Source organism: Haloarcula vallismortis ATCC 29715, assembly GCF_000337775.1.
Taxonomy (GTDB): Archaea; Halobacteriota; Halobacteria; order Halobacteriales; family Haloarculaceae; genus Haloarcula; species Haloarcula vallismortis.
In genome coordinates this window covers 169,062-195,491 of the sequence record NZ_AOLQ01000069.1, presented here as the reverse complement: position 1 = coordinate 195,491, position 26,430 = coordinate 169,062, and the positions used below count along the sequence as shown (strand labels likewise).

Annotated in this window: 29 protein-coding genes; 15 read left to right on the top strand and 14 right to left on the bottom strand. The window is 62.3% G+C overall.

Features of this window, described 5'->3' with window-relative positions; translation table 11 throughout:
• The first annotated feature begins 82 nt into the window (after nt 1–82).
• The 5 genes from infB to C437_RS17960 all read left to right on the top strand — a co-directional run bounded on the left by infB (nt 83) and on the right by C437_RS17960 (nt 5,175).
• Nucleotides 83–1,888 carry a translation initiation factor IF-2 gene (gene infB, locus C437_RS17975; RefSeq protein ID WP_004518433.1) on the top strand — a complete coding sequence of 602 codons (1,806 nt, stop codon included), beginning with the start codon at nt 83–85 and terminating at the stop codon, nt 1,886–1,888.
• 82 nt (nt 1,889–1,970) lie between these two features.
• A complete protein-coding gene (locus C437_RS20260) occupies nt 1,971–3,839 on the top strand; it encodes a hypothetical protein (protein ID WP_139175259.1) in 1,869 nt (622 codons plus the stop codon).
• Nucleotides 3,840–4,013: 174 nt separating this feature from the next.
• Nucleotides 4,014–4,283 carry an AbrB/MazE/SpoVT family DNA-binding domain-containing protein gene (locus tag C437_RS17970; RefSeq protein ID WP_004518430.1) on the top strand — a complete coding sequence of 90 codons (270 nt, stop codon included), beginning with the start codon at nt 4,014–4,016 and terminating at the stop codon, nt 4,281–4,283.
• Nucleotides 4,284–4,294: 11 nt separating this feature from the next.
• Nucleotides 4,295–4,774: a type II toxin-antitoxin system VapC family toxin gene (locus tag C437_RS17965; protein WP_049919901.1), complete on the top strand. Its 480-nt coding sequence runs from the start codon at nt 4,295–4,297 to the stop codon at nt 4,772–4,774.
• A gap of 209 nt (nt 4,775–4,983) precedes the next feature.
• On the top strand, nt 4,984–5,175 hold the full coding sequence (locus C437_RS17960) for a hypothetical protein (protein WP_004518428.1): 192 nt from the start codon (nt 4,984–4,986) through the stop codon (nt 5,173–5,175).
• A gap of 55 nt (nt 5,176–5,230) precedes the next feature.
• Here C437_RS17960 and C437_RS17955 read toward each other — a convergent pair whose 3' ends face one another.
• The 3 genes from C437_RS17955 to C437_RS17945 all read right to left on the bottom strand — a co-directional run bounded on the left by C437_RS17955 (nt 5,231) and on the right by C437_RS17945 (nt 7,395).
• The gene (locus C437_RS17955; RefSeq protein ID WP_004518427.1) at nt 5,231–5,584 is read right to left on the bottom strand and encodes a DUF5811 family protein; all 354 of its coding nucleotides are present in this window, start codon (nt 5,582–5,584) and stop codon (nt 5,231–5,233) included.
• 83 nt (nt 5,585–5,667) lie between these two features.
• Nucleotides 5,668–6,138 (bottom strand): pyruvoyl-dependent arginine decarboxylase, encoded by a 471-nt coding sequence (locus tag C437_RS17950; protein WP_004518426.1) that lies wholly within the window; start codon nt 6,136–6,138, stop codon nt 5,668–5,670.
• 42 nt (nt 6,139–6,180) lie between these two features.
• Nucleotides 6,181–7,395 (bottom strand): outer membrane protein assembly factor BamB family protein, encoded by a 1,215-nt coding sequence (locus tag C437_RS17945; protein ID WP_004518425.1) that lies wholly within the window; start codon nt 7,393–7,395, stop codon nt 6,181–6,183.
• A 363-nt stretch (nt 7,396–7,758) separates the two neighbouring features.
• Between C437_RS17945 and C437_RS17940 the strand changes: the two genes are divergently transcribed.
• The 6 genes from C437_RS17940 to glpR all read left to right on the top strand — a co-directional run bounded on the left by C437_RS17940 (nt 7,759) and on the right by glpR (nt 13,269).
• Nucleotides 7,759–9,099: a sugar ABC transporter substrate-binding protein gene (locus tag C437_RS17940; RefSeq protein ID WP_004518424.1), complete on the top strand. Its 1,341-nt coding sequence runs from the start codon at nt 7,759–7,761 to the stop codon at nt 9,097–9,099.
• 26 nt (nt 9,100–9,125) lie between these two features.
• Nucleotides 9,126–10,064, top strand: a complete 939-nt coding sequence (locus C437_RS17935; protein WP_004518423.1) for a carbohydrate ABC transporter permease — start codon at nt 9,126–9,128, stop codon at nt 10,062–10,064.
• On the top strand, nt 10,061–10,981 hold the full coding sequence (locus C437_RS17930; RefSeq protein WP_004518422.1) for a carbohydrate ABC transporter permease: 921 nt from the start codon (nt 10,061–10,063) through the stop codon (nt 10,979–10,981). Before C437_RS17935 ends, C437_RS17930 begins: the two co-directional genes overlap by 4 nt.
• A 6-nt stretch (nt 10,982–10,987) precedes the next feature.
• Nucleotides 10,988–12,118, top strand: a complete 1,131-nt coding sequence (locus C437_RS17925) for an ABC transporter ATP-binding protein (RefSeq protein WP_004518421.1) — start codon at nt 10,988–10,990, stop codon at nt 12,116–12,118.
• A gap of 2 nt (nt 12,119–12,120) precedes the next feature.
• The gene (locus C437_RS20750; protein WP_169331094.1) at nt 12,121–12,294 is read left to right on the top strand and encodes a hypothetical protein; all 174 of its coding nucleotides are present in this window, start codon (nt 12,121–12,123) and stop codon (nt 12,292–12,294) included.
• A gap of 201 nt (nt 12,295–12,495) precedes the next feature.
• Nucleotides 12,496–13,269, top strand: a complete 774-nt coding sequence (gene glpR, locus C437_RS17920) for an HTH-type transcriptional regulator GlpR (RefSeq protein WP_004518419.1) — start codon at nt 12,496–12,498, stop codon at nt 13,267–13,269.
• A 31-nt stretch (nt 13,270–13,300) separates the two neighbouring features.
• Here the strand turns inward: glpR and pan2 are convergent, their stop codons facing one another.
• The 3 genes from pan2 to truA form a co-directional block, all read right to left on the bottom strand.
• On the bottom strand, nt 13,301–14,521 hold the full coding sequence (gene pan2, locus C437_RS17915) for a proteasome-activating nucleotidase Pan2 (protein WP_004518418.1): 1,221 nt from the start codon (nt 14,519–14,521) through the stop codon (nt 13,301–13,303).
• Nucleotides 14,522–14,667: 146 nt separating this feature from the next.
• A complete protein-coding gene (gene pepF, locus C437_RS17910; RefSeq protein WP_004518417.1) occupies nt 14,668–16,458 on the bottom strand; it encodes an oligoendopeptidase F in 1,791 nt (596 codons plus the stop codon).
• 52 nt (nt 16,459–16,510) lie between these two features.
• Nucleotides 16,511–17,350, bottom strand: a complete 840-nt coding sequence (gene truA, locus C437_RS17905; protein WP_004518416.1) for a tRNA pseudouridine(38-40) synthase TruA — start codon at nt 17,348–17,350, stop codon at nt 16,511–16,513.
• A 95-nt stretch (nt 17,351–17,445) separates the two neighbouring features.
• Here truA and C437_RS17900 point away from each other — a divergent pair, with 95 nt between their 5' ends.
• Complete coding sequence (locus C437_RS17900; protein WP_004518415.1) at nt 17,446–17,952, top strand: GNAT family N-acetyltransferase; 507 nt, start codon at nt 17,446–17,448, stop codon at nt 17,950–17,952.
• A gap of 58 nt (nt 17,953–18,010) precedes the next feature.
• Nucleotides 18,011–18,280 carry a hypothetical protein gene (locus tag C437_RS17895; RefSeq protein WP_004518414.1) on the top strand — a complete coding sequence of 90 codons (270 nt, stop codon included), beginning with the start codon at nt 18,011–18,013 and terminating at the stop codon, nt 18,278–18,280.
• Between the two features lie 24 nt (nt 18,281–18,304).
• Here the strand turns inward: C437_RS17895 and C437_RS17890 are convergent, their stop codons facing one another.
• Nucleotides 18,305–18,727 (bottom strand): SHOCT domain-containing protein, encoded by a 423-nt coding sequence (locus C437_RS17890; protein WP_004518413.1) that lies wholly within the window; start codon nt 18,725–18,727, stop codon nt 18,305–18,307.
• A 49-nt stretch (nt 18,728–18,776) separates the two neighbouring features.
• Nucleotides 18,777–20,084: a histidine--tRNA ligase gene (gene hisS / locus C437_RS17885; protein WP_004518412.1), complete on the bottom strand. Its 1,308-nt coding sequence runs from the start codon at nt 20,082–20,084 to the stop codon at nt 18,777–18,779.
• A 263-nt stretch (nt 20,085–20,347) separates the two neighbouring features.
• Here hisS and C437_RS17880 point away from each other — a divergent pair, with 263 nt between their 5' ends.
• Complete coding sequence (locus C437_RS17880) at nt 20,348–20,998, top strand: RAD55 family ATPase (RefSeq protein ID WP_004518411.1); 651 nt, start codon at nt 20,348–20,350, stop codon at nt 20,996–20,998.
• Between the two features lie 33 nt (nt 20,999–21,031).
• Here C437_RS17880 and C437_RS17875 read toward each other — a convergent pair whose 3' ends face one another.
• From C437_RS17875 to C437_RS17860, 4 genes are all read right to left on the bottom strand, one after another.
• Nucleotides 21,032–21,649: a DUF7411 family protein gene (locus tag C437_RS17875; protein WP_004518410.1), complete on the bottom strand. Its 618-nt coding sequence runs from the start codon at nt 21,647–21,649 to the stop codon at nt 21,032–21,034.
• On the bottom strand, nt 21,650–21,994 hold the full coding sequence (locus C437_RS17870; RefSeq protein WP_004518409.1) for a DNA-binding protein: 345 nt from the start codon (nt 21,992–21,994) through the stop codon (nt 21,650–21,652).
• 85 nt (nt 21,995–22,079) lie between these two features.
• Nucleotides 22,080–22,541, bottom strand: coding sequence for a 30S ribosomal protein S19e (locus C437_RS17865; RefSeq protein WP_004518408.1), 462 nt, complete (start codon nt 22,539–22,541; stop codon nt 22,080–22,082).
• A gap of 115 nt (nt 22,542–22,656) precedes the next feature.
• Nucleotides 22,657–23,691, bottom strand: a complete 1,035-nt coding sequence (locus C437_RS17860) for a lysylphosphatidylglycerol synthase transmembrane domain-containing protein (protein WP_004518407.1) — start codon at nt 23,689–23,691, stop codon at nt 22,657–22,659.
• 95 nt (nt 23,692–23,786) lie between these two features.
• Here C437_RS17860 and thiL point away from each other — a divergent pair, with 95 nt between their 5' ends.
• Nucleotides 23,787–24,653: a thiamine-phosphate kinase gene (gene thiL / locus C437_RS17855; protein WP_004518406.1), complete on the top strand. Its 867-nt coding sequence runs from the start codon at nt 23,787–23,789 to the stop codon at nt 24,651–24,653.
• 29 nt (nt 24,654–24,682) lie between these two features.
• On the opposite strand, the gene C437_RS17850 is transcribed toward thiL, so the two are convergent.
• Nucleotides 24,683–25,906 (bottom strand): site-2 protease family protein, encoded by a 1,224-nt coding sequence (locus C437_RS17850; RefSeq protein WP_004518405.1) that lies wholly within the window; start codon nt 25,904–25,906, stop codon nt 24,683–24,685.
• A 93-nt stretch (nt 25,907–25,999) separates the two neighbouring features.
• The gene (locus C437_RS17845) at nt 26,000–26,248 is read right to left on the bottom strand and encodes a DUF7123 family protein (RefSeq protein WP_004518404.1); all 249 of its coding nucleotides are present in this window, start codon (nt 26,246–26,248) and stop codon (nt 26,000–26,002) included.
• Between the last annotated feature and the right edge of the window lie 182 nt (nt 26,249–26,430).

Genomic DNA, 26,430 nt, shown 5'->3' with positions numbered 1-26,430 from the left:
CCCACGTTCGGTCGCGCGCGACCCATGACGACGAACTTAACTGCCACCGACGACTCGGTTCTGACAACTTCTGGAGCCATCTATGTCTGACACGGACCCCACCACAGCCACCGACGACACCCTGCGGACGCCCATCGTCGCCGTTCTGGGCCACGTCGACCACGGGAAGACGAGCCTGCTCGACAAGATACGCGGGTCGGCCGTCACTGCCGGCGAATCAGGCGCGATCACCCAGCACATCGGCGCGACGGCCGTCCCGCTGGACGTGATTTCGGAGATCGCCGGCGACCTCGTCGACCCGACGGACTTCGACCTGCCCGGCCTGCTGTTTATCGACACGCCGGGCCACCACTCCTTCTCGACGCTGCGCTCGCGAGGTGGCGCACTCGCAGACATCGCCATCCTCGTCGTCGACGTCAACGACGGCTTCCAGCCCCAGACGCTGGAGGCCATTGACATTCTCAAGCGGACCCAGACGCCGTTTATCGTCGCCGCGAACAAGATCGACACCGTGCCGGGCTGGAACCCCAACGAAGGCCAGCCGGTCCAGCAGACGATGGACGCCCAGTCCGACCGCGTCCAGTCCGACCTCAACGAGAAGCTGTACGAGATCATCGGCGAACTCTCCGATAACGGGTTCTCCGCGGACATGTACTGGCGCGTCCAGAACTTCCAGGCCAACATCGGCGTCGTGCCGGTCTCCGCCGAAACCAGCGAGGGCATCCCCGACCTGCTGACGGTGATGATGGGACTGTCCCAGCGGTACATGAAAGAGGAGATGGAGATCGACACCAGCGGCCCCGGCGTCGGGACCGTTCTCGAAGTGAAAGACACCCAGGGCTTTGGGACGACGCTCGACGCCATCATCTACGACGGGACCATCCGCAACGACGACACCATCGTCGTCGGCGGCCTGCAAGGACCCATCATCACTGACGTGCGCGCGCTGCTCCGGCCACGCCCGCTCGAAGAGATCCGGACCGAACAGGAGTTCGAACAGGTCGAGCAGGTCGCCGCCGCTGACGGGGTCAAGATCGCCGCGCCGGACCTCGGGGACGCGATGGCCGGCGCGCCGATTCGCGTCATCCGCGACCGCGACCGCAGCGAGGTCATCGCCGAGGTCGAAGAGGAACTCGCCGAAATCGAGGTGACGACCCAGGAGGAGGGCGTCGTCATCAAGGCCGACACCCTGGGCTCGCTGGAAGCCCTCTCCAGTACGCTCGAAGAAGAGGAGATCCCGGTCATGCGCGCTGAGGTCGGGGCAGTCGCGCCGCGGGACGTGCGAGTCGCCGAGACAGCCGGCGAGCCGACCAACCAGGCGATTCTCGCCTTCAGCGTCGAGGTGCTCGATGACGCACGCGACCTCGCAGAGCAGGAGGACGTGGAGCTGTTCGAGGATGATGTCATCTACCAGCTCGTCGAGTCCTACGACGACCACGTCACCGCCATCGAGGAGGCCCAGCAGGAACAGATCCTCGAAAATATCACCCGCCCCGCGAAGTTCCGGATTCTGCAGGACCACACCTTCCGCCAGTCCGACCCCGCCGTCGTCGGCGTCGAAATCCTCTCGGGCGAACTCCGCCGGAACGTCAACGTCGTCAAATGGGAGAATGGCGAGGCAAACCGCGTCGGGACGCTCAAAACGATTCAGGACGAGGGTGAGGACGTCGACTCGGCCCGCGCCGGCGAGCGCATGGCCGTCTCGATTCAGGGGCCGACCGTCGGCCGCCAGATCGAGGAAGGCGACGATCTCTGGGTCGAAATCCCGGAGAAGCACGCGAAGATTCTGGAACAGGAACTCAAAGAGGACATCTCCGTCGACGAGCGCGAGGCGCTGTCGATGTATCTGGAGAAACACCGGAACCGGGACCCCTTCTGGGGGAAGTGAAGTCAGAATTCGTTATTTTTCTTTACCCTGTTTCGGGGTAACAACCTAAACCTACAATTAGCTGGCAGGCAAGCTGCAAGGTATGCCAGACGATTCGTCGGAACCCGACAAGGTGTACTCTTCTGCGCCGCTGTCTCGGCGTACTGCGCTCGCACTCGGAGGCACGGGACTGACGGCGGCACTCGCAGGCTGCAGTGAAATGCTCTCCCCGTCGTCAGGGAGTCGGGACCAGAACCCCTCAGCGGATGAGGACAATGGGAACAGCGAATCAGACGAAGATGAGCAACCAGACCTGTTTGTCCCCGTCGAGATTGGGGGTTCCGAAACCGAATTTGGGATACGGGTTCGAACGGAGTACGCTAATCTAATTGCTGATGGCGGCTCCGTTGAGTACCTCGTGCGGGTCTATTCTGCGCCGCTATTCGACTCCACTGACCGAACGCTTCTGACGGAACAGACGATAACCAAAACCGCTTCCGACGAAACGCATACCGTTCAATACGAGTTTCCCGACGACTGTCTCAACTACGCTCAACAACTGACCTTCACGCTCGAAGTCACGAGTCCCGACGACGGTGAGGAATGGGAAGTCGCAATTCCAGAGCGACGGAGAGAACGGTCAGAACCGAATTTGGATGTTGTATTGCTTCCATTCTATAATGAGGCTCGTGGAGAGACGATGGTCTCCGTTCGAGGACCTCCATATCCGTCACAGAGTGAGTATAGTGATGAGTTTGAACCATTAGCACGAACTGAAGTCTGGTTTAATGAACCAGACGAGTCTCTCTATAATAGACCTGAGTATGACTATGTGACAGAAGACCGTTACCCGAAACATTGGTATGGAGATTGGAAAGACCTTCAGATTACAATGGTCGTCCGCTATCCTGTTTATGAAGTGATGGAGGATGATGACCAGAATGTTCCGTTATACGACTGGGCGACATTTAATTTCGATATTACTGATATTGAAATGATTGAAGGTCGGCGGTGGAACTCGTTTGTTGTCCAACAGATTGAGAGAGGTCGATACGAACTCTCTAGTGATGGGCAAACAGCAACCACGCCAAGTGGAACTGTTCGTGATAGTCATAACTCAGAAGGAAGTTTGATAACTGCAGCTGAGTTTTATCACGGTGATATTTCAGACACACCAACGCCATTCTCAGAGTACTATCGGAGCCGATATGGAGACGCTACAACTTCGTCTGACAATATTAATGCGAATCCAATCAAAGTCGCTGCGGGGCGGCCTGTTATGAAACGGTGGGCAACTGAGATTGAAGATTCTCTTGCAAACAATCCGAACTTTCAGGAACACGACGCCCATGGATACTATAAAGCAACTATTGTCAAAGCAATAATTGGGAGTTCCCCATATTCATTCTCTGTTGGCTCCTATATGCAAACACCTGAAGAAGTAATCAGTAACTGGTATCAGAACCAGAATGGTTCAGACGCACTCGGCGGGAACTGTGTTGACGCATCAGCATTATTCTGTGGTATCGGCGTTCACCTCCTCGACACAACAGTTGGGCTGTTGCAAGTTACTGGCGATAACGTCGCCCACGTTCAAGCCTGCCTATTCGGTCGAGAACTACCTAGTTATCTCCCAGATGCTGCACACAACCGAAACGCTACTAATTCAATCACTAGTAGCAGTACTGACTATGAAGATAGAGATTATGGGAAGTTTATGCCAGTTGAATGTAACTACGCAGGGGCAACAATCGGATATGTGCAACGGTTTGACCCAGATGTATACCTATCTATCTCAAGTTTCGCTTCAAACATCCAAATCAACTCTCACATCCCTGTAAATGATGATTACCTACCAGATGCTGATGGAAAAATTCTCGCAGATAGAGAACCACCACAGAACGCATTCCGATTTAATTCAACAATTACGAACCCAAGCGAAAAGCCATACTTCGAACGCCAGAATGCGTGACTACGTTCACGACTCGCTTGTGCCGATCCCCGCTAATTTCGGGGATCGGTAGAATCAGACTGGTTTGTGATTTTCAGATAACGCACACTCCGTAATCTTACTTCTGGGGGAAATAGGTCGAGGGGCGCAACAGTTTTAGATGTCAGTATAGTAGTGGGAATTAGGTGAAAGCAGATGGGGAAGTCTTCGGCTGATGAAAACAGCGAAAAGGAGCTGACGCTCACAGTCGACGATAGGGGTCGGGTCACCCTCCCAAAAGAGGTCCGGGACCGGCTAGGAATCGAATCGAATGATGAGCTTCCAGCCACGCTCGTTGGCTCCGTCCTTGAGATCAATCCGAAGCCGAGTTCGAAGTTAGAGCCCGCAACGGCTGATCGAGATGATTGGGAGAACACGACGCCAACCGATGCGGGGGACGCGCTCTTTGGACCGATGGATCAGTGATCGGAGAACCGATGACTGATTCACTTCCGACCGAAGTGACGGTACTTACCGACGTGAACGTTCTCGCCATCGGACTGACCGAAGATCATCCGGCGCACGACGACGTGTATCCGTGGATTCAAAACGCCCTTGACGGGCCAAACGTCTTGCTCGTCTTCGATTACTATCCGCTCAGGACACAGTATCTCATGACCAATAGTTTCGGGGTCGATGCCGTCGCTGCGCGAAACGCAGTCCAGTCACTTGTTCGGAGTCCGGCACGGATTGTAAGCGCGACCGAGACGACCCTGCTAGAGGCATACGAGATCAGCGCCGAGAAGGACCACGACGTGTACGATTCGTTCATTGTGGCGCTCGCACGGGCATACGACGCTGATTACCTGATCACGACTGACGACGATTTCGACGAACTATGCGCCGGTGAGGACGTCACATACACCAATCCCATCCCGGCCGAGCAGCGTGAGGAGTTATCGTTTATTCAGGGATAGTCATGCAGTGGCCAGTAGACAGGCCGTAGCGATCGGTTTGCGGCGCGACGACTCCAAAGGCTGTGGACTGTTCTATGACCTCGGCTTTTGACTTATGCTGTTCCACTCCATTCCTCTGCTATGACTGGGCACCGAGACGGCGGCAATCAACACACTGTTCCCGCGAGTAATAATATTTAATTAGGAGCCATGTCTCTGTAGAGACACGAATGTCTGGCCCGCTGTCGATGCCCGACCTCGTGCTCGCCAGCATCGCCCTCTCGATGCTGCTGGCGTCGCTTGGCGCAGTCGTCACCTCGATCAGCTTCGTGACTGCGCTGAGTGCCGGCAGTCTGCCCGCCGGTGGCTCCATCGGCTACGCGTTGTTCTACAATCCGCCGGTCGCCGGCGGTCACGCCTGATGTTGGCAACTACGCACACCGTGACCGGTCTGCAGAAAACTGAGAGCGGCGGCTGTTACTGTGCTGTCGGCGAGGTGTCGTCGCCCATCACCTGCTTGACCTGCAGCGCGGCGGAGGCGGCGATGCCCTGTGCGAGATCGTCGCGCTCGGCGTCGGAGATGCTCGCGCTTTCCGGGTCCTCGGGCGTGTAGTCGGCACTGACTACCGACCCGACCGGAGGCTGGACCGCAATTGTGGCCCGCGGGCCGGTCGTGCTGTTGCTGATTTCCGAGCCGACGACGAACTCGCCGGGCAGGAGCTCGCGAGTCCGGGCGGCGACGCTTGAGAGGTCCCGTCGGAGCTCCTCGCGCTGTTCCGCGGTCAGCGTCACTTCTTCCGTCTCCCCACCAAACGACGTATTGCCGTACATGAACGTTCTCTGTCTCTATGCGGGGGAAGACTAAAAACCCAGGGTCGAGCACAGTTCTGGCCGGCACCACCGGAATATGCGGCTCACATCACCGGGTGGCTCTCGCCGTAGGTGGCGAGAACGACAGCGCTGGCGTACTCGGCGTCGGCGGACGCCGACTCGACGTAGACGTTCTCCTCGACGAACTCCCAGTCTCGGAGGTCCCGGCCAGCGGCCAGTCCCTCGCGGATCTCCATTCGGACTGCATCCTCGCTTGTGCCGTCGACCTCGTAGAAGATACCCGGCCCGTCCTCACTGCGGGCCCAGCCGATGCCCGCCGCGCCGCGCTCGCCCGGCGGGACGGTCACGGAGGACTGGACAACCTCCAGCGCCTCGCCGGGCGGCCCCAGGTCCGGTGCTGTCCCCGTCACTTCGATGGCCGGTCCGTCGGGGATGACCGACGACAGCGAGATGAGGTTGTAGTTGTGGACGCCCGCCTCGGCGAGTGCCGCGTCGTACGCGGCCAGCGCGGTCGGGCCGGTCGCGGTCCCCCACACGACCCGGATGGTACTCATAGGCGACAGTCGACGGTCCGCGGGGTAAGGGGTTTCGCTTCGCTACGCCGGGACGAGCCTGTAGCACAGCCCCGGGCGGTCCGGGTCGCCCTCGACGGCGCGCTCCGCGTAGTAGATGCCGTCAGCAGTCACCAACGGCGCGCTCGTCACGTGGCCGCGGTTGTCGGTGGTCCAGACCTTCGCTCCCGAGTCCCGCTCTAGCGCGTACAGTCGCCCATCGTAGGACCCGACGAGCACGCGGTCGGGGGTGGCGACGACGCTCCCGATGATCCACCCGCCGGTTCCGTAGCGCCACTGCTCCTCGCCGCTTTCGAGGTCAAGTGCGTACACCCGGTCGTCGTGGCTCCCGACGTAGACGGTGCCGTTGTGGACCGCTGGCGCACACATCACGTCGGCGTCTGCCTCGAAGGTCCACTGTTCCGTGCCGTCGGTCACATCGACGGCGGTGACCGTCTCGGCCCACGACGGGACGATAGCGGTCCCGTCAGCCACGGCGATAGGGGCTTTCACGTCGCCACCGGTGTCGTAGCGCCAGACCCGCTCCAGGTCCGGGAACGACCAGGCGTAGCAGTAGCCGTCGTTGGAGCCAAACAGCAGGCGACCGTGTTCGCGGTCCAGCGCCACGGTCGAGTGTGGGTGGTCGGTCGGCCGACTGTCCCGCCACTGTACGTCACCGGTCGCGGCGTTGACAGCGACGACGCTGCCGCTCGGTGCGGCATGTTCGACGGCCACGTACAGCGACCCGTTGTAATAGGTCGGGCTCGCGCCGATTGCATCACCCAACTCCGTCCGCCAGCGCCGCCGGCCGCTCTCGAGGTCCAGCGCCGACAGCGCGCCGTCGTAGGCCCCGATGTAGACGGTGTCGTTGGCGATGGCGGGCGTGCCGTGGCTTCCCCGCGTCGCCTGTGTAATCGTCGTCGACCACTGGACCTCGCCGTCGGTGGAGATCGCCCGAACCCGGCCGGTATCGTCGGCCAGAATCAACTCACCGGTCGGAGCCAGCGCTGGGCTCCCCTTCGCCGCGGTGTGGTCCCCGCGGTTAGCCGGCAGTTCCCAGGCCGACTCGACGGCATCCGGAACCGAAGCGTCCTGATACCCCCGGTTCAGGAGCCCCTGCCGGAACTGCGCCGCGGCGTGTTCGTCCAAAGCCGTCGACGCAAGCGGGTTGAACTGCGACTGGCATCCCGCAATCGACCCGACCGTCGTCGCTGCGAGCGTCCCCAGAAACGCCCGCCGCGTCCGTCCGCGCTCTGTCACGCACACCGATACTGAGCGGTGTGGCTTAAATCGCGCGGGGTCGTGCGGGCCACAGGCGACCTGCGGGCGTCTCGATACCGAACCGACTGACGGAGGTCCAATTCAGTGGATTATCGGGTCTGCACGATTCGGTGAACGAACCGTTCAAAATATGCTCGAATTCAGATTTATGAGTGAAATCAATCACCCAAAAATATTCGATTTAATATATAAATAAAACAATCATACACCAGATATTCTCTAAAAAGCGTTTTTAGAAACTGAAAGCTGTTCTCAGACAGTCGTTCTATTATTTATGATATTAATGTTCATGTTTTATTACCCCCATAATTTATAATCCATGGCTGTCTCGTGAGCGATTGCATGCAGAAGAACTCAAAACGCACTCGTCGAACGTTTATCAAGAGCGCCGGTGTCATCGGGACAGCGGCACTCGCTGGCTGTAGCGGTGGCTCCAACTCGAGTACGGAAGGCGGCTCTGACGGCCAGAGCTCCGATGGTGGAAGTACTGAGGGCGGGACGACCGGGACAGGGTCGGAAACCATGGCGGACGAACTCGTGTTCTACAACGCCGGATCGCTGGAGTTCGACCCCGGAACCGAAGCGAACATCGAGCGGTTCGAGGAGGAGACCGGTATCTCCGTCGAGGTCAACGAGGTCCCGTGGAGCAATCTCAAGACCAGTCTGACGACCATCTGGCGGAACCAGGACAGCACCGTCGACGCGTTCAACGGACCGACCTGGTGGCTGGCCGACTTCGTCAGCTCCGACTGGCTCGAACCGCTCGGTCTCGGGAGCGATCATATGGGGAAGTTCCCGGACTCGCTGAACGAACTCGTCCAGTTCGACGGCCGGACCTACATGGCCCCCGAGTTCGGGAAATGGGGCAGCTACCTCTACGACCAGCAGTACCTGAATGAGCAGGGCTTCGACGCGCCGCCGGACACGTGGGACGAGGTGCTGAGCCAGGGCGAGCAGCTCTCACAGGGCGATAAGTCCGGATTCGCGTTCACGTGGTCCGGCAAGTCTGTGTTCAGCTTCAAGCAGTTCCTCTATCAAGCCGGCGGCCAGCTGTTCAATGACAGCTACGAGCCGGTGTTCGTCGAGGAGGGGATGGAAGTGCTCGAATTCTTCAACGAGCTCCGGGAGCGCGGCATCACCCCCGACGGGATGTCCAGCCTCGGCGAGGGTGGCATCGGTGACAACTTCATCGCCGGCCAGTACGCGACCGTCGAATCATGGACACCACTCGGGTCTCGCGCTATCGATGAATGGGACGAGAACCGGATCAACAGCGCAAAGCCTCCGGAAGGTCCGGAGAGTCGTGCAACCTTCCAGGACACGAACGGTATCAGCGTCTCGGCGTTCTCAGAGCGTAAGGACGCGGCCAAGGAGTTCGCCCGCTTCATGACGACCCGCGCGTCGTCGAAGAACAACATGCTCGTCGAGGGGAACCCGGCGGTCGTCCCGGACGTCTACGAGGACGAGGACATCCAGAGCGAATACCCGTCCTGGCTGCTCGAGGACATGCGATTCAACCTCGAAAACGCACAGAGCGAGACGTACATGGCCCAGCCACAGGTCGACGACTACCTGAACGAACAGCTCACGCCGGCGCTACTCGGCAACAAAGACCCCGAGGCGGCACTCAACGACGCTTACGACAACATCGAGCGCCTGTACCAGGATATCGGCCTCATCTGATCGGCGCGGGTTAGAATCTATATATTATGTCAATCGAAAAGAGCCCACTGCGTCGCAAACTCGACAAACTGTTCGTCCCGCTGACCGTCGGGCCAACGCTGCTGTGGATCGCCGCAATAATCGTCTATCCGACCGCGAAGTTGCTTTTCAGCAGCCTCCAGTTCCGCAATCCGGTGACAAACGAGCTGGAGTTCGTCGGCCTGCGGAACTTCCAGCGGCTGATTCTCGCACGCGAAGGGAGCGACGCTGCCCTCGGCGTGTTCAATCCCAGTTTCGTTTCCTTTACCACGAATACAGTCATCTACGTCGGTTTCAGCGTCTCAATCTCGTTCCTGCTGGGACTGGGTATCGCCTTGTTGCTCGATAAGGACCTGAAAGGACGGGGCTGGTTCCGGACGGCGGTCATCGTCCCGTGGATACTCCCGTACGTGATGAGCGGGCTGATGTGGCGCTGGATGTTCCAGTCTGATTTCGGCGCGATCAACGGCGCACTGCAGCGGTTGGGAATCATCTCCGGGAACATCCCGTTCCTCTCGGACGGCGCGCTCGCCATGATGGCGCTCATCATCGCCGACGTCTGGGTGTTTACGCCGTTTATTATCATCATCCTGCTCGCGGGCTTGCAGAACGTCCCCGAGCAACTGTACGACGCCGCCGAAGTCGACGGGGCGAGTCGGTGGTCCCGGTTCTGGAACGTCACGTATCCGTTCCTGAAACCGTCGATTCTGGTCGCACTGACCATCCGTATCATCTTCGACATCCGGGCACTGGATCTGGTCTGGGTGATGACCCAGGGCGGCCCCGGAAAGTCGACTGAAGTGTGGGCCTCCTGGCTGTACCGGACCGCACAGGTGTTCAACGAACCCGGAACCGGCGCTGCACTCGGAGTCGTCCTGCTGGCCGTGACGTTCGCCATCGTGGCTAGCCTGTACAAGATATTCGGCGAATCACCCTACGAAGCATGAGCACGAAGAAATCACCACTCAATCGACTGCGTCGGTCGCTGGGACTGGAGACACAGAACGAGTGGCCGTCCGTCGCCCGCGAGCGACTGCTGGCCTACGGGCTGCTTGCCGTGTACGTCTTGATCATCTGGTTCCCGATCTACTACATCTTCATCACGAGCATCAAACCGTCGAGTGAAGTGCTGTCACTGCCGATAACGTTCCTCCCACAGAGCCCGACAGCACAGAACTACGTGGATATCTTCACGAACCGGCCGTTCGACAACTACACGATAAACAGCATGATCGTCGCGACGACGACGACGCTCATCTGTATCACCCTTGGAACGGTCACCGGCTACAGTTTCTCCCGGTTTGACTTCATGGGGAACAAGTCGCTGCTGCTATCGATTGTCGGTGCGCGGATGATTCCCCCCATCGCGCTCATCGTCCCGTTCTTCCAGATCATGTCGAACCCGCCGCTCATCGGTGGGTTCACCGGGAGTCTGTACGATACGCGGCTCGCGCTCATTCTCACGTACACGTTCTTCAACCTCCCGTTTGCCGTCTGGATCATGAAGAACTACTTCGACGGGATCCCCGAATCGCTGGACGAACAGGCCCGGATCGACGGCTGTTCCCGCTGGGAGGCGTTCGTCAAAATAATTCTGCCGATGGCGAAGCCGGGCATCGCGGCCACCGCCATTCTCGCGTTCATCTTCTCGTGGAACGAGTTCGTCTTCGCGCTCGTTCTCACGTCTTCGGAACAGGCCCAGACGCTACCCATCGCCGTCTCGCTGTTCGTGGCTGACGACTTCGTGGACTGGGCACACCTCGCAGCCGGCGGGATGATCGCCGCGTTACCCGGCATCCTGTTCGGCCTGTTCTTCCAGCAGTACATCGTGAGCGGACTCACACAAGGAGCAGTCAAGGAGTAACTAACTATGGCACACGTAGAACTCACCGACCTCGTAAAGGAATTCGACGACGTCACCGCAGTCGACGGCATCTCGCTGGATATCCCCGACGAAAGCTTCACCGTCCTCGTCGGCCCGTCCGGGTGTGGCAAGACCACGACCCTGCGCCTCATCGCGGGGCTCGAACGGGCGACCGACGGTGAGATCCGAATCGGCGAGAACGTCGTCAACGACGCCCGCGCATACGAGCGCGACATCGCGATGGTGTTCCAGAACTACGCGCTGTACCCGCACAAGACGGTGCGAGACAACATGCGCTTCGGGCTGGAACAACACGACACGGCCGAGGAAATCATCTCCGAGCGGGTCAACGAGACCGCGGAACTGCTTCAGATCGAGGAGCTGCTGGACCGCAGGCCGTCGGAACTGTCCGGCGGACAGCAACAGCGCGTCGCGCTCGGTCGCGCAATCGTCCGGGACCCCGCGGTGTTCCTGATGGACGAGCCGCTGTCGAACCTCGACGCGAAGCTCCGCGTCCAGATGCGGGCCGAACTGAACAAACTCCACGAGGAACTGTCGACGACGACGGTCTACGTCACCCACGATCAGGTGGAGGCGATGACGCTGGCCGACCAGATCGCGGTCATGGACAACGGCCAGATTCAGCAGGTCGGGGAGCCGACCCACGTCTACTCGAACCCGCGAAACATGTTCGTCGCCGGCTTCCTCGGCTCGCCGAGCATGAACTTCCTCGAAGGGACGCTCGAAGAGTCCTCTGCTGGGAAGTTCGAACTGGATCTTGGCGGCGCGGTCCACAACGTCCCCGACGAATTTACCGACGCGCTTGAACCGTATCTCGGTGATCGCGTGACGCTGGGTATCCGCCCAGAGAATATCGCACTCAACCAAGACGGCGTTCCGGCGAACGTCCACCCGGCGACAGTCGAAGTCGTCGAACCGCAGGGCGAGAAGACCGTGCTCGAACTCAAACTCGACACCGGCCAGAGTATCAAGGCCGCGGTCGACCCGGACACGACGGTCGAGATGGGCGATGCGGTGAACCTGCGGTTCGACAGGGATTCGCTCCAGTACTTCGACCCAGCCACGGGCAAATCACTGACGTACGATGTGAAGATCGAACAGCAGGCGACGATCTGACGATGACACACAGAATCACCGACAGAATGACACCCGCCGGCCTGCTCGCGTTCGGTATTGCGTTCGGATTAGCAGGGCTCGCAGCAGTCAACTACGCGACCGGCGTCTACGGTGGTGCAATCGTTAGCAGTGTCGGGACGGTCGTTGCGACGCTGTTTGGCGTCTTCAGCGGATAATATTAGGAGAGAGTTTTTCATGAACGTCTACATACGAAGTGATATACCACCGAACGCCATCGAGAAATCTCAAAAACCACTACGCTGCGACGCTGGCCCCGAAAGTGGGGCCGATTCTAGCGAGAGAGATGATACCAACTATTATATACATCAGTCGGACGCCGCACTCACCTGCAGTGTCTGGGCCCGCTGTAACAGAACATGATACCTGATGAACGACGGAAAGAGATCGTTCGCCGAGTGAACAGATCGGATCGAGTCACGGTCGAAGAGCTCACCGAGGAGTTCGGTGTCTCCGAGGCGACAATCCGGCGAGACCTCTCCTCACTCGCGGAGGACGGGCTCATCGAACGGTTTCACGGCGGTGCGCTCCCAGCGTCGAAAGAAGAGGTCAACGGGTCCAGCACAGCCGACAGTATCGACAACCCGAGCGGGAAGCAGGCAATCGCCAAGCGGGCTGTCGATGAGCTGAGCGACGGCGATGCCGTCTTCTTCGATACGGGACCGACAGCACGCGAAGTGGCGAAAGCGATCCCGGAGCAGCTGTCGCTACTCGCTGCGACGAACTCACCGGAAAGCGCATTCGAACTCCGCGAGACCTGCGGGGAAGTCAAGGTTGTCGGCGACTCGCTGCGCCAGACCTCAGACGCGCTTGTCGGACCCAGCGCCGAGTCCTATCTCCGGAAGACGAACTTCGACATCGTGTTTCTCGAAACGGACGCGGTCCAGAGCGACGGCGGCCTCTCCGTCTCGAACGAGGATGAAGCACGCATCAAGACACTGCTCTGTGAAGGTGGCCGGCACGTCATCCTGGTTGCCGACGGCAGTAAGCTGGACAGTCAGAGCTTCAGAGAGTTCGCGACTGTCGACAACGTTGATATGCTTATTACCGACGTGTCGCTGAGCGACGAGATGCGGCGAGTGTTCGAACAGGCCAACGTCACCGTGGTCGACAATCTACTGGCTGTCCCATAAGTCCTGTAAAAGCCGCCTTTCTGTGCCGACGCTACGCGAACGCGACCGGCACGCTACTTGCGTCGTCGTCGGCTTCGATCTTCTCTAGAGCGTCGTGGAGGTCCGACTGCTGGACCGTCGTTCGGCCGTCGCGGATGGCGAACATTCCGGCCTCGGTCGCCAGCGAGGCCAGCTCCGCGCCGGAGAGGCCGTCGGTCTCGGTGGCAAACGCACCCAGATCCACGTCGTCGTCGAGGTTCATCTCCTGCGTGTGGATTTCGAGGATGCGCTCGCGGCCCGCAACGTCGGGGTTCGGCACTTCGATGAGGCGGTCGAACCGGCCCGGGCGGAGGATAGCGCGGTCGAGCATATCGAAGCGATTCGTCGCGGCGATGATGCGGATTTCGCCGCGCTCGTCGAAGCCGTCCATCTCCGAGAGCAGTTGCATCATCGTCCGCTGGACCTCGGCGTCGCCGGAGGTCTTCGACTCCGTTCGCTTGGCCGCGATAGCGTCAATCTCGTCGATGAAGATGATAGCCGGTTCGCGCTCGGCGGCGAGTTCGAACAGGTCCCGGACCAGTCGCGCTCCCTCGCCGATGAACTTCCGGACCAGCTCGGAGCCCGCCATCTTGATGAAGGTGGCGTCGGTCTCGTTGGCGACGGCCTTCGCGAGCATCGTCTTCCCGGTGCCGGGCGGGCCGTGCAGCAGCACGCCGCTGGGCGGCTCGATACCGACCTCGCGGAACTGGTCGGCGTTGACGAGCGGCTCCTCGACGGCTTCCCGGACCTCGCGGATCTGCTCTTCGAGGCCGCCGATATCCGAGTAGGAGACATCGGGCGAGCCGTCGACCTGCATTGCCTGCGCGCGGGCGTCGGTCTCGGGGTCGAGGATCTGCTTGACGCCGAAGGAGTCGTTGATGGCTACGCGGTCGCCGGCCTCCAGCCCGTCGCGGATCGACGGCGAAACCTCGGTCAGCACCTCCTGATTGTTGCCGTGTTGCTTGACGACGACGCCGTCGTCGGTCAGCTCCTCGGCCGTCGCGATGTACAGCGAGGAGGTCTTGAGCGTCTCGTTTTCCCGTTCGAGCTGGTCGACCTCGTCCGTGAGGTCGTGCTGCCGGTCACGGGCGGCATCAAGTTGCTCAGTCAGCTGTTCGTTGACCTGTACTATCTCTTTGAAATGTTCCCGGAGTGCCTCCAGACGCTCGTCAGGCGTCATATCTGGGTCGAGTTCCAACCGTGGTCGTTCCGGAAGCGAGGGACTGCGCGACATTTGGATGGTCGGTACTATACGGTTGAGACACAAAGTGCCTTCGGGTCACAGGGGGTGAAAGGGTTATCCGTGTCGAGACGGGGCTGTAGCGTTCGGTTAGACAGGGGACACACAGCCAGACAGATAGCGAATAGCGACTGGCCAGCCTACAGCAGCTCGGCGAACTCGTCGAGGTACTCACCGTACGTCGAAAGGGCGGACTCAACCGGGTCCGGGCTGGCCATATCGACACCAGCGTCGCGAAGCAGTTCCAGCGGGTACTGCCGCGACCCGCTCCGGAGGAAGTCGATATACCGGTTTGCGGCAGGCTCGCCCTCATCCAGAATCCCGTCGACGAGCGCGACAGCCGCCGAGATGCCGGTCGCGTACTGGTAGACGTAGAACGAGCGGTAGAAGTGCGGGATGCGCATCCACTCGCGGGCGATGCGGTCGTCGAGTACCGCCGGCTCGTAGTAGTCGCCTTTCAGGTCCCGGTAGAGGTCGTCCAGGCGGTCCGGGGTCAGCGGCTCGCCGGCCTCAGACATCTCGTGGGTGCGATGCTCGAACTCGGCGAACATCGTCTGCCGATAGAGGGTCGACCGGAACCGTTCGAGGTACTCGTTGAGGATGTGCCGGCGCAGGCGCTCGTCTTCGACGGTATCCAGCAGATGGTGGGTCAGCAGCGTCTCGTTGACCGTCGAGGCGACCTCGGCGACGAAGATCTCGTAGCCGGAGTAGACGAAGGGCTGTTCCTCGCTGGTGTACTCCGAGTGCATCGAGTGGCCGAGTTCGTGGGCCAGCGTGTACATCGACTCCACGTCGTCCTGGTAGTTCATCAGGATGAACGGCTGGGAGTCGTAGGTCCCGCCGGAGTACGCGCCCGATTGCTTGTGCTCGGTCTCGTAGACGTCGACCCACCGCGACTCCAATCCTTCGGCGAGTCGGGACTGGTAGTCATCGCCAAGCGGCGCGACAGCCTCGGTGACGTACTCGCAGGCCTGTTCGTACTCGATTTCGGGCGATTCCTCCTGCACGAGCGGGACGTAGAGGTCCCACATCCGCAGTTCGTCAGCGCCGATGGACTGGCGCTTGAGGTCGGCGTGGCGGTGCAGCGTATCGAGGTTGTCGTGGACGGTGTCGACGAGCGTATCGTACACCTCGACAGGGACGTTCGGCCCGTCGAGTGCGGCCTCGCGGGCAGTATCGTAGTTCCGGGCGTTCGCCATCTTCACGTCCGTCTTGACGGCGTTCTTGTAAGCCGTCCCGACGGCGTTGCGGACGGTGTCCCACTCGTCGTAGAACGCTTCGTACACGCGCTCGCGGAACTCCCGGTCCGGGTGTTTCTGCAGCGTCGTGAAGTTGTTGAGCGTGATCGGCTGCTGGTCGCCGTCGGGGTCCTCGACTGTGGGAAACTCCATGTCGGCGTTGGCCAGCATGTTGTACACCTCGCCGGGCGCGCCGGTGACCTCGCCGAGTTCGGCGAGCAGGTTCTCGACTTCGGCCGAGCGGGTGTGGTCTTTCATCCGGAGCACGTCGTCGAAGTAGTGCTCGTAGGGTTCCAGAGCCGGCTCCGCGTCGATCATCGCCTCAATGTCGTCGTAGTCCAGATCCTGCAGCTCCGGGTCGAGGAACGAGGCGGCCGAACTGGCCTCCGAGGACAGCGACTGCGAGCGGGCGGTCAGCGCCTGGTACGTGTCGTCGGTCGTGTCCTCGTCCCGGCGCATCCGGGCGTAGGCGGCGACGTTCGACACCGTCCGCATCAGTTCCTCGTAGGTTTCGAGCGTCGCTAGCAGGGTGGCGGCGTCCTCGGTGGCCCGCCCCTCGTAGGCGGCGAGGTCCTCGATCAGTTCCTCCGCCTCCTCGTAGGCGGCTTCCCAGTCCTCGTCACTGGCGTAGAGGGAGTCGAGGTCCCACTTGTACGCCTCGTCGATGTCGCTCCGTGCGGGTACCGAACTCATAGCCCGCTCTTGGGACGGGGGCGAAGTAAGCCTTCGTTTCAGCGACGGGGAACTACAGTCCGTCAGTGATGTGGCCAGAGACCTGCACAGCGGTGCGGGCCGTCGCCTCCCGACGACAAAAGGCCGTCCGCGCGTCCGCAACGGCGTCCACGTCCCGGGTGAACGTTACGTCCGGGTAGCGAACGTCGGTCAGCACCAGCGGCTCGGGTGGTGCCGGCGGGACACCGTCGGGGCCCCTGACGGGCTCCGGCGAGAGGACGCGGTCGATCTTCGATAGCGGAGCCGACCCGTCCGCGACAGTCGCCGCGAGCGAGACGAGCCGGCGGACCAGTTGCCGGCAGAAACCACCGGCAGTGAGCCGCGCGACGAGGAACTGGCCCTCCCGCGCCCAGTCGATGTCGACGGTCCGCTCGGTACCCGTCTCGTCGGACGTGAGGTTGTGAAAGTCGTGGCTCCCGGCGAGTGCATCGACGGCCTCGGCCCACCGCTCGTCGTCGACTGTTCTGTGGCCAGGGCGGTCAGCGCGGCCGTCGTCTCCCGCCGGCGCATGCAGGTAGTAGGTGTACGTCCGCCTGGTGGCGTCGTGTGTCGCGTGGAACTCGGCGGGAACGTCGGCGCTGGCCCACACACGGATATCATCCGGGAGTTCGCCGTTGAACGCCGCCGGCGAGAGCCATTCCGGCGCGTCGAAGGCGACGGTCTGTGCCCGCGCGGACACGCCGGCGTCAGTCCGGCCGGCGGCCGCGTACTGTTCGGGGAGGCCGTTGCCGCGCTCGCAGACGCCAAGACGGACCAGCGCCGAGCGGAGTCGGGCCTCAACGGTGTCGACATCGGGCTGGCGCTGAAACCCGTGATACGGTCGGCCGTCGTAGGCCACGCGATAGGCGCGCATACTGATCTGTCGACTGCGAGCCACTTGGCTCGCCCGAATCTCAGTCGCTGGGAAGGATAGACGAACTTAGGCATGCTGAGAACGAAGCAGGGGGTATGTCCAACGCCGCCGCGGCGGATCACGACTTCCCTCGTCCGCCCGAAACGTTCACCGACAACGACGGGCGAACGGTGACAATCGAGGCCTATGACGGCGACATCGACCCACTGGTGGAGATGTATGCTGACTTCGGGACCGACTCCCGGTCACAGGGCGTCCCACCCCGGACCGAAGCGGACATCCGCGACTGGCTACCGAACCTCGTCGAGGACGGCCTGAACGTCGTTGTCTGGCACGAAGAACAAGCTGTCGGCCACGCCGTTCTCGTCCCGTATCAGGACACGTCGGAACTGGCGATTTTCGTTCATCCGGACTACCAGCACGCCGGTATCGGGTCACAGCTCATCCGCGTCCTCCTCGGTTACGGACAGGAGAACAGCCTCGACCGCGTCTGGCTCTCCGTCTCGAACACGAACCACGTTGCCCGGGCGCTGTACGAGTCGGTCGGCTTCGAGACCATCGCCAAGGAGCGCGTGGAGATGGAGATGGAGCGAGCGCTCTGACCGGACAACCTCGCGGACAGTCACGCAGGGATAAATAGCGGCTGCACGAAGGCTGTGTGTGGACCTCGCCTCGCACCCGGAGACGCTAACCTGTACGGAGTGTGGCTCGATAATCGAGGACGCGGGCTACCTGCCAGCGACGGAGCGAGACGGGACGTACCACCCGCTGGTCGACGCGGCGGTCTGTGACACCTGTGGCTTCAACGACCTCGGAATGACCGGCTGTGCGCCCGAACTCGACGACGTGGTCGACCCGGGACCGGACGATACGCTTCTGCACGTTCGTCTGACCGACAGTGGCATCGAGGTCGTCAGCGCGAAGGAGTAGTGGTAGCCGGCGGGGACGAACGACTCACTCGGTTTCGAGACTGACTTCGCTGTCAGCCGCACCGGCCCCGTTCTCGGTGTCGCTGTTCGCCGAGAGCGATTCGGTCTCCAGCAGGCGGTCCAGCCGACGCTCGAACTCACTATCTGTCAGTTCGCCGCGGGCGTAGCGCTCTCGGAGGTGATCGACCGGGGCCACCGTCGGCTCCGTTGCGTCGGGTGCATCGGTTTCATCCTGGGCTGTCTCGTCCGCCGGGGACTCGATCATCGGCAGTTTCGACCCCAGAAGGGCGACGAGCGGAGCGAGGATAAACCACCCGAGGATTATCGAAACCGGTGCAATCACGTTGCCGAGGCCGGCCGCACCCCCAAGCATGGCGATACCCAGCGAGAGTATCGCGATGGTCGCGACGAGCTTCCACCTCGGGAGAGCGATGGAGGGAAGCTGCATGTCGACTACTCGACACGCTGGTTGCAAAAAGCTACTGTCGCAGGCCGCGCTACTCTGCGAAGTCCTCGAACGTCGGCCGGTCGTGGTCTCCGGGGAACGCAGACAGCGGGACGCTCACCTGCTCGCCGTCGTCCATCTCCTTGAGCGTCACCTCGTCATTTTCGAGGTCCTGCTCGCCGACGATGACAACCGTCTCAGCGTTGACCCCGTCAGCGTAGCCCATCTGTGCGCCGAACGAGCGGTCGGCAACGTCGCTCTCGACGACGTGGCCCCGCTCGCGCAGGTCCCGGGCGATGCGGGCCGCGGTCGGGCGTGTGTCGCCGACCTGCAGGACGTAGTAGTCCGTCGACAGCTCCTCGGCAGGCCAGACGCCGGCTCGCTGACACAGCAACTGGAGCGTGGCGTGGCCGGGCGCAAAGCCGACGGCCGGCGTCGGCTGACCGCCGAAGCCCTCGATGAGGTCGTCGTAGCGGCCGCCGCCGAACACCGAGCGGGACACCTCGCCCGTCGAGTCGAAGCACTCGAAGACGACGCCGGTGTAGTAGTCCAGCCCGCGCGCGGTCGTCAGCGAGACGGTGAGGTGGTCGCGAACGCCGAAGTCCTCGGCCGCATCGAGCACTGCCTGCAGATTGTCGGTCGCCGCACGGACATCCTCAGAGCCGGTGAGATCCGCGAGCGTTTCGATTTCCTCGGCGTCGATCTGCAGCATCTCGTCGAACGTGTCGGCCTGTCCGTAGTTGAGTCCCGCGTCGACGAGCGCGTCGAGGTAGTCGTCGTGGTCGACCTTAGCCCGCTTGTCGACCGCTCGGATGGCTTCGGGCACGTCCACATCAGCCTCGAAGGACTCCAGCACGCCCGCGAGGATATCCCGGTGGGAGACGCGGATCTCGAAGTCCTCGGCCGTCAGCCCGAGGTCGGTGAGCATGTCCACGGCGACGGCCAGAATCTCGGCGTCGGCCGTCGGCTCCGCCGACCCGAAGATGTCGACGTTGGTCTGGTAGAACTCACGGAACCGGCCCTGCTGGGGCTCCTCGTAGCGCCAGAACGGTCGCGTCGAGACCCACTTGATCGGTTTCGAGAGTTCCTGTTGCTTGGCGACGAACATCCGCGCGACGGTCGGCGTCAGCTCCGGCGTGAGCGCGACCTCGCGGCCGCCCTTGTCCTCGAAGCTGTACAGTTCCTCGACGATCTCCTCGCCGCTCTTGTCGACGTACATCTCGGTCGGCTCGATGGCCGGCGTGCCGATCTCCCGGAAGCCGTAGCGCTGTGCGACGTCTTCCAGCGTGTCCATGGCCCACCGCCGAGCCTGCATCTCCTCGGGGTAGAAATCGCGAAAGCCCTTGACGGAGTCGTACATGCCTGCGTCTACAGCGAGGGCGCGCTTGAACCTGTTCGTTCACGCTGACCATGACCATCGAATCGTTTCCGGTAGAGACTCACTAAGACAGGAACCCCCCTACTGCTTTCGCCAGTAGTCGATCTCTGACAGGAGGGTGTGGCCGGCACGCACTGGCGACAAAAAGGCTAGTAGCCGGCTACACGGGGATCGGCCGGTGTTAGAGAGGAGACAACAAAGACGCGTTATACCCAGGGTGACCGTATGGGACGGGCATTGGACTGGTGGGCACACCACGGGGTGAGACAGTGACACAGCGATTCGAGACGGGGGTTCGAGCGCTCGACCGGAAGCTCGACGGCGGCATTCCGGCTGGGAGCCTCGTCACGCTGCTCGCCGAACCGGCGAGCCAGGCGGAGCTGTTTCTCTCCGAGTTCGTCGCCCGGCAGGAGACGGTGTATCTCTCCGGCGAACAGGCACCGACAACGGTCACGTCGGCGCTGCGGTCCCAGCGGGGGACGTACGACGATCTCGCAGTCAGCCAACTGGACCGCGAAGCCCCGGTCAGTGACGCGCTCACCCACGTCGAGGCGGTCACGGAGGAGTCGCTCCTCGTCGTCGATCCGGTCGGGCCGCTTGAGCGCGCCGACACAGGGGAGTTCCGGGCCTTCCTCGAAACGCTCCAATCCAGACTCACACAGACCGACAGCGTCGCGGTGCTATACGCGCTCAAACACGACGCCGCGCCGCCACAGCGCCACCGGACAGAGTACACGAGCGACATCGTGTTCGACCTCGAAACGAAGCGAAACGACGACGCCATCGAAAACAGGCTCTTCGTCCCGAAGTTCCGCGGCGGCCGAGCGCTCACCGAACCGATATGTCTTGACCTCACCGACCGCATCAGCGTGGACACAACCCGGGACATCGCCTGAGCTGGTGAACGACGTAGAGAGGGTATCCGACAGCTACCGAAGCCCCCGCACGCGGGACTGCGTGTGCTTTGGGAAGATATCGGCCACAGCACCCTCGCCGTAGCGCTCTCGCAGCAGTTCGCGGAGTTCGACCTCGTAGTCGGCCTTCGGAATATCGGGGCTGGGGCCGCTCTCAACGACGAGTTTGTCGGCAGCCATCGCGTCGATAGCGCCGCGGCCGATGCCCGCAAGCGGGGCGAGGTAGTCCACGCCGAAGCGGTCCTCGACGCTCTGGGCGAGCGGTCGCTCGATAGTGGGGACCCGGTCGTCGCGCCGGGTGCCGTCAGCAATGGCGTCGAGCCTATCGAGACCGTCGGCAGCGGCGACCCAGTCACCGCTCGCGACGGTTTCGACGGCATGTTCGTGGACCTGCTGGATGCCGTTTCGCGGATAACCGTCGTCGTGCATCCGCTCGGCAGCGTCGCGGGCCACGTCCGGGTCCAGATCGACCGTCACATGGTCGAAGCCGACGGCCGACGCGCTCTCCCGAGCGGGGTCGGTGTCACAGACGCCGAAAGAGCCGCTGACGAGCGTTACGTCGTAAAAGGGGTCGAGCAAAAGCGCCGCCAGCGTCGAGTCTTTTCCGCCGCTGTACAACAGGGCACAGCGCATCTACCGGCGCTTGATATCGAAGCTCTTGGAGTCGGGCGTCAGCTCCGAGAGAAGTTCCTTCATCTGGTCCTCGTCGATCTGACCCTGCACGCGGCCGCTGCGTGCCAGCGCGACCACCTGCTGTTCTATCTGCTCGCCGACCTGCGGCTTGGACATCTTGACCGTGTTGAGCCGCTTGCGCGCGCCGTCCGTGAGGTTCTGCTTGAGAACCGCCTGCTTCTGGGCTTCGGCCTGCTGTTGGGCCGCCTCCTGACCCTCGCCTTCGCCGCCCTGCTGTTCCTTGAGCTGCTCCATCTTCTTTTTCCGGAGTTCTTCGAGTTCCTCCTCGCTGGGGTCGCCACTCATAGTTGTATCAAAATACTGGAGTCGGTCGGAAAACGATTTCGGAGCAGGGGCTACGGTCGAGGGAAGACAGCGAGAAAGGCGTCAGTTACGCGTAGCGTTCGAGTTCCGGACGGTCGAGTTCCGTCAGGAGGTCGCCTGCGGTGTCGTCGAGGAGGCTGCGGCCCGCACCGGTGACACGGCGGCCGTCGTTCTCACTGGTCTCGACGTAGCCGGCGTCTTCGAGCTGCTGGAGCGCCGTCCGGATGATGTTGCCCGAACCCTTGGTCTTGTGATGTGGGCGAACGCGGTAGCGAGTCGTCCCCTGTTTCGAGGTGCCGTACTCGGAGCGGAGGGCGTTGACGCCAACGGGGCCGTCGACAGCAACCTTCCGGAGGAGGCTGGCCGCGCGTCGGGCCCAGAAGTCCTCCTGCTCAGGCGGGAGTTCGCGATCGACGCCGGTCTTGGTGTACTCGGCCCAGTCCGGCGCTTCGATGTCGTCTTCATCTGCGAGCGTCTCCGTGAGTGCCTCAATGAGTTCCTCGGGGGGAACGTCGTAGAGTGTAGCCATTGCAGATTCCTTTCCGTCGCCGTCATTTAAACGCGTCGTTCGCAGTCGGCGGGCGTGAACCGTTCACTCGCCCATAGGGCAGCGATGCTCCGACTCCCACCGGGACCCGTGGGGGTCACTCCTCGGGCGATGCGGCCCGGTCGACACCGAGGGCGGCAGCGACGCCGCCACCGATAATCGTTGGCAACAGGTAGCTCCCGACGCGGTGGATCAGTACTGCAGAGGTAGCGAGGGCGGCCGAAACCGGGGCCGTCGAGACGAGCAGCGTCACGAGCACCGTCTCGATAGCGCCGGACCCGCCGGGAAGCGGAACGACACTGGCGATACTCCCGACAGGGACGACGAGCAAGACAACTTCGACCGGTACTGATGCCCCGACGGCGTACAGCGACGTCCACAGCGACGCCGACAGACAGACCCAGCCAAACGCCGAGAGCCCGAAGGTCTGGAAGACCGTTCGGCGGTCGGTCGCGATGCGCTCGATAGCCGAAAAGAACCCCTCGATGCGTTCCTCGATACTGGCCGCAGACGGCGGTGACCATCGGGGTACGATGTTCGACAGAGCGGCGAGAACCGGTGCCACACCGCGAATGACCGCCGCCTGAACGCGGCCCCGGTGTCGCCAGCCTAAGACGGCGGCGACCGGGATGCCGACCGCGAGGACCGCGACCGCCCCAGCGGCAAACGCCAAATTCCGGGTCAGCTGGACCGCTCCGGCGGCGACGAACGTGAAGCCGATGATGGCATACCCGACCGACGGCAGGAAGTGGACCGTGTCGACGGTAGCGATGGCCGCCAGCCCGGTCTCGTACTCGGTGTCGGCAGCCGTCGAGATCAGGAGCGCGCTCACTGGCTCGCCCCCGGCCTGGCCAAAGGGCGTGACGTTGTTCGAGAACACGGCGGCGACGAACACGAGCACGGCAGTGTGCGGTGCCACCGGCGCGCCAAGCGCCTGCAGGACCGTCCACAGCGCCAACCCCCACGAGACGAGCCACAGTATGGCGATGCCTGCGACGGCGAGAAGCGCTCCCGGATCTGCCGTCGTGAGCGCGTCCAGTGTCTCGCCGATACCGACAAGCCACACCAGCCCCGCGAGGACGGCGAGCGCCGCCGCGAACCCGACGACCGTCGCCATCCGGTTCCCATCCATGTGGATGGGATTGGCAGTCTCCGGTTTCAACCCACCGACCTTGGCCCGTCGGCCGATACCCCGAGGGTTTTGCCCCGGGAACCCGACGACGGAGTATGGACGAGCGGGCTGCACTCGCCGACCTCGCCGACCGGCTTCCCAACGCGGGCGACGACTGCGCCGTCGTGGACGGACAGGTCATCACGACCGACATGCTCCACGAGCGGACGGACTTCCCGGCGGGGACGACCCGCTACACGGCCGGCTGGCGGGCCGTCGGGGCCTCGCTGTCGGATGTAGCGGCGATGGGGGCCGACGCAACCGCGGCGGTGGCCGCGTACGGCGCACCGTCGTTCGAGGCGGGCGAACTCGCGGCGTTCGTCGACGGCGCAGAAGACGTGTGTCACGCGGTCGGCGCGGAGTACGTCGGCGGCGATCTGGACAGCCATGACGAGTTTACCGTCGCGACGACGGCCATCGGCTCTGTGGCTGCCCCGGTCCATCGCTCGGGTGCTTCGCCCGGTGACGCGGTCTGTGTCACCGGTACGCTGGGCCGGTCAGCCGCCGCCCTCGAACTGTTCGACCGAGGTGACACCAACCGGGCAAATGAGCTGTTTCAGTTCGAGCCCCGCGTGCGTGCGGGCACCGCGCTCCGGCCGTACGCGGCGGCGATGATGGATTCCAGCGACGGGCTGGCCCGCTCGCTCCACCAGTTGGCCGAGGCCAGTGGCTGTGGCTTCGCTATCGAGGCGCCACTGCCGATAGACCCGGCGGTCGACGAACTCACCGACACGCCACAGGAGCGCCGGGAGTCCGGTCTCTTCTTCGGCGAGGACTTCGAGCTGGTCTGTACGCTTCCTGAGCCCGACGTGTCTGAAGCCAGAGAGGCAGTGCCGTGCCCGCTCCACCGAATCGGCACGGCCACCGAGCACGGCGTCACGCTCGACGGCGAGACATTTCCAGATCGAGGGTATTCACACTGAGAACCCCCGTCCGCGACCAAAGCGAGCGGTCAGATTGCGCTGATCTCGAACGGAACCGGCGTGAAACAGGCTAGTCCAAGCAGGAACGTAAACAGGCCAAGCAGCGTCCGCTGTCGGTCCAGCGTCGTGTCGACGGTCGGTCTGGCAGGTCCTGCATACGCGAGCCCGGTAGCGAACAGTCCCCAGAACACCCACAGGCCCCAGACGCCGAAGCCGACCGGCGGCGGGTCGCGGGTGAAATACAGGTAGCCAGCGAGTGCAAACAGGGCGCCGGGCACCGCCGCGGCGACGGTTTCCTGTCGCTGTCCGACGATGGACCGCACGATGTGGCCGCCGTCGAGTTGGCCGACCGGGAGCAGGTTCAGGAAGGTGAAGAACATCCCGGCCCAGCCGGCGAACACAATCGGGTGGACCGACTCGCCGGGGCCGATCTCGCTCTCAAGTCCCACCGCGTTCACCAGCGCCTCTAGCGCCTGAAACAGCAGCGGATAGTTGAACGTGATTATGACGCCGGTGTCACTGTTTGCCACGCGTTCCGGGACCGTAATCGGGTCTATCGAGAGGCCGATGACCGTGACGATGGTCGTCGCAACGAGTCCGGCAAGCGGACCGGCCACGCCGATGTCGAACAGCGCGGTCCGGTCAGGAATGCGCCCGCGGATGTTGATGACCGCTCCCATCGTGCCGAGATACGACGGGAACGGGATGAAATACGGGAGCGTCACGTCGACGCCGTGGTAGCGGGCCGCAGCGTAGTGACCCAGCTCGTGGATGCCGAGCACGCCGAGCATCGCGACCATGAACGGCCAGGCCTCGAAAACTCGGAGCGGGTCCTCCGCGACCGGGATGTAGTACCAGGCGCTCGCGCCGACGTACAGCGTCGACGCGATAGTCGCCAGCAGGAGCCCGATGTTGAGCCACGGGACGCCGGTGTCCGTATTAAGCGGTTCCGCCACAAGCGCGTACTGGTCCCTGCCCGCGTGTGGCGCGCTACTGGGGGCGGTAATCGAGTCGCTGTCGCCCGGACCGCCGACAACGGTCGTGGCGCCGTTGCTCGCGGGACCGAGTTCTTCGAGCCGAATGTCGTAGCCACACTGTCGGAACACCGGCCTGAGTTGCTCAGTGACAGCGGCTGGTGGCACTAGCGGGTCGCCGATATACTGTACGGTGCCGTCCACCCGCCGCACTGACGAGACGGAGAACACGCCGGCCAGTCGGTCAGGCGACGGCGGGTCCGCGGCGGAGCCACTCATCAGCTACGCGTAAACGGTGCGGGCACAAATACTCCGCGAACAATCACACAGCTAGCAGGTATCGTCCGAGAACGGTACGCGGGGACCAGTCACCTACGCCGGCTCGATACGCCAGGTGGTCGCGCTCGTGTACGACCACTTCTCGACATTGATCTCGGACGCGCTGTCCTTGAGCTTGACCATCAGGGCACCGATCTCTTTCGGAGAGAGACCGACTTCGTCGGCGATGAACTTGCTCTTGAAATACATCTCGCCGTCACTTGCCTTCTCTGCGAGGAACGACTTCAGTCGCTCTTCTTTGGAGGGCTCTTCCTCGCCGGAGGGCGTTGCAGTAGCGCTCATCTTTGTCACCTCACTTCTTCGTAACCCCGCCGGGAGTATATAAAGGGAGGAACCTTCAGGTCACTTCGGTCACTTTCAGGACAAATCGAGCTAAAACGCATTTTTTACAACCGTTTCAGATTCTTTTAGACGTTTTACGAAGTATTCTTAGCCGGTATATGGGCTCCGTTTTCGTGGTGGTT

Bases quoted from the DNA above. Each gene is read 5' to 3' on its own strand.
- infB (WP_004518433.1), top strand. From the start codon at position 83: ATGTCTGACACGGACCCCACCACAGCCACCGACGACACCCTGCGGACG.
- C437_RS20260 (WP_139175259.1), top strand. From the start codon at position 1,971: ATGCCAGACGATTCGTCGGAACCCGACAAGGTGTACTCTTCTGCGCCG.
- C437_RS17970 (WP_004518430.1), top strand. From the start codon at position 4,014: ATGGGGAAGTCTTCGGCTGATGAAAACAGCGAAAAGGAGCTGACGCTC.
- C437_RS17965 (WP_049919901.1), top strand. From the start codon at position 4,295: ATGACTGATTCACTTCCGACCGAAGTGACGGTACTTACCGACGTGAAC.
- C437_RS17960 (WP_004518428.1), top strand. From the start codon at position 4,984: ATGTCTGGCCCGCTGTCGATGCCCGACCTCGTGCTCGCCAGCATCGCC.
- C437_RS17955 (WP_004518427.1), bottom strand. From the start codon at position 5,584: ATGTACGGCAATACGTCGTTTGGTGGGGAGACGGAAGAAGTGACGCTG.
- C437_RS17950 (WP_004518426.1), bottom strand. From the start codon at position 6,138: ATGAGTACCATCCGGGTCGTGTGGGGGACCGCGACCGGCCCGACCGCG.
- C437_RS17940 (WP_004518424.1), top strand. From the start codon at position 7,759: ATGCAGAAGAACTCAAAACGCACTCGTCGAACGTTTATCAAGAGCGCC.
- C437_RS17935 (WP_004518423.1), top strand. From the start codon at position 9,126: ATGTCAATCGAAAAGAGCCCACTGCGTCGCAAACTCGACAAACTGTTC.
- C437_RS17930 (WP_004518422.1), top strand. From the start codon at position 10,061: ATGAGCACGAAGAAATCACCACTCAATCGACTGCGTCGGTCGCTGGGA.
- C437_RS17925 (WP_004518421.1), top strand. From the start codon at position 10,988: ATGGCACACGTAGAACTCACCGACCTCGTAAAGGAATTCGACGACGTC.
- C437_RS20750 (WP_169331094.1), top strand. From the start codon at position 12,121: ATGACACACAGAATCACCGACAGAATGACACCCGCCGGCCTGCTCGCG.
- glpR (WP_004518419.1), top strand. From the start codon at position 12,496: ATGATACCTGATGAACGACGGAAAGAGATCGTTCGCCGAGTGAACAGA.
- pan2 (WP_004518418.1), bottom strand. From the start codon at position 14,521: ATGTCGCGCAGTCCCTCGCTTCCGGAACGACCACGGTTGGAACTCGAC.
- pepF (WP_004518417.1), bottom strand. From the start codon at position 16,458: ATGAGTTCGGTACCCGCACGGAGCGACATCGACGAGGCGTACAAGTGG.
- truA (WP_004518416.1), bottom strand. From the start codon at position 17,350: ATGCGCGCCTATCGCGTGGCCTACGACGGCCGACCGTATCACGGGTTT.
- C437_RS17900 (WP_004518415.1), top strand. From the start codon at position 17,446: ATGTCCAACGCCGCCGCGGCGGATCACGACTTCCCTCGTCCGCCCGAA.
- C437_RS17890 (WP_004518413.1), bottom strand. From the start codon at position 18,727: ATGCAGCTTCCCTCCATCGCTCTCCCGAGGTGGAAGCTCGTCGCGACC.
- hisS (WP_004518412.1), bottom strand. From the start codon at position 20,084: ATGTACGACTCCGTCAAGGGCTTTCGCGATTTCTACCCCGAGGAGATG.
- C437_RS17875 (WP_004518410.1), bottom strand. From the start codon at position 21,649: ATGCGCTGTGCCCTGTTGTACAGCGGCGGAAAAGACTCGACGCTGGCG.
- C437_RS17870 (WP_004518409.1), bottom strand. From the start codon at position 21,994: ATGAGTGGCGACCCCAGCGAGGAGGAACTCGAAGAACTCCGGAAAAAG.
- C437_RS17865 (WP_004518408.1), bottom strand. From the start codon at position 22,541: ATGGCTACACTCTACGACGTTCCCCCCGAGGAACTCATTGAGGCACTC.
- C437_RS17860 (WP_004518407.1), bottom strand. From the start codon at position 23,691: ATGGATGGGAACCGGATGGCGACGGTCGTCGGGTTCGCGGCGGCGCTC.
- thiL (WP_004518406.1), top strand. From the start codon at position 23,787: ATGGACGAGCGGGCTGCACTCGCCGACCTCGCCGACCGGCTTCCCAAC.
- C437_RS17850 (WP_004518405.1), bottom strand. From the start codon at position 25,906: ATGAGTGGCTCCGCCGCGGACCCGCCGTCGCCTGACCGACTGGCCGGC.
- C437_RS17845 (WP_004518404.1), bottom strand. From the start codon at position 26,248: ATGAGCGCTACTGCAACGCCCTCCGGCGAGGAAGAGCCCTCCAAAGAA.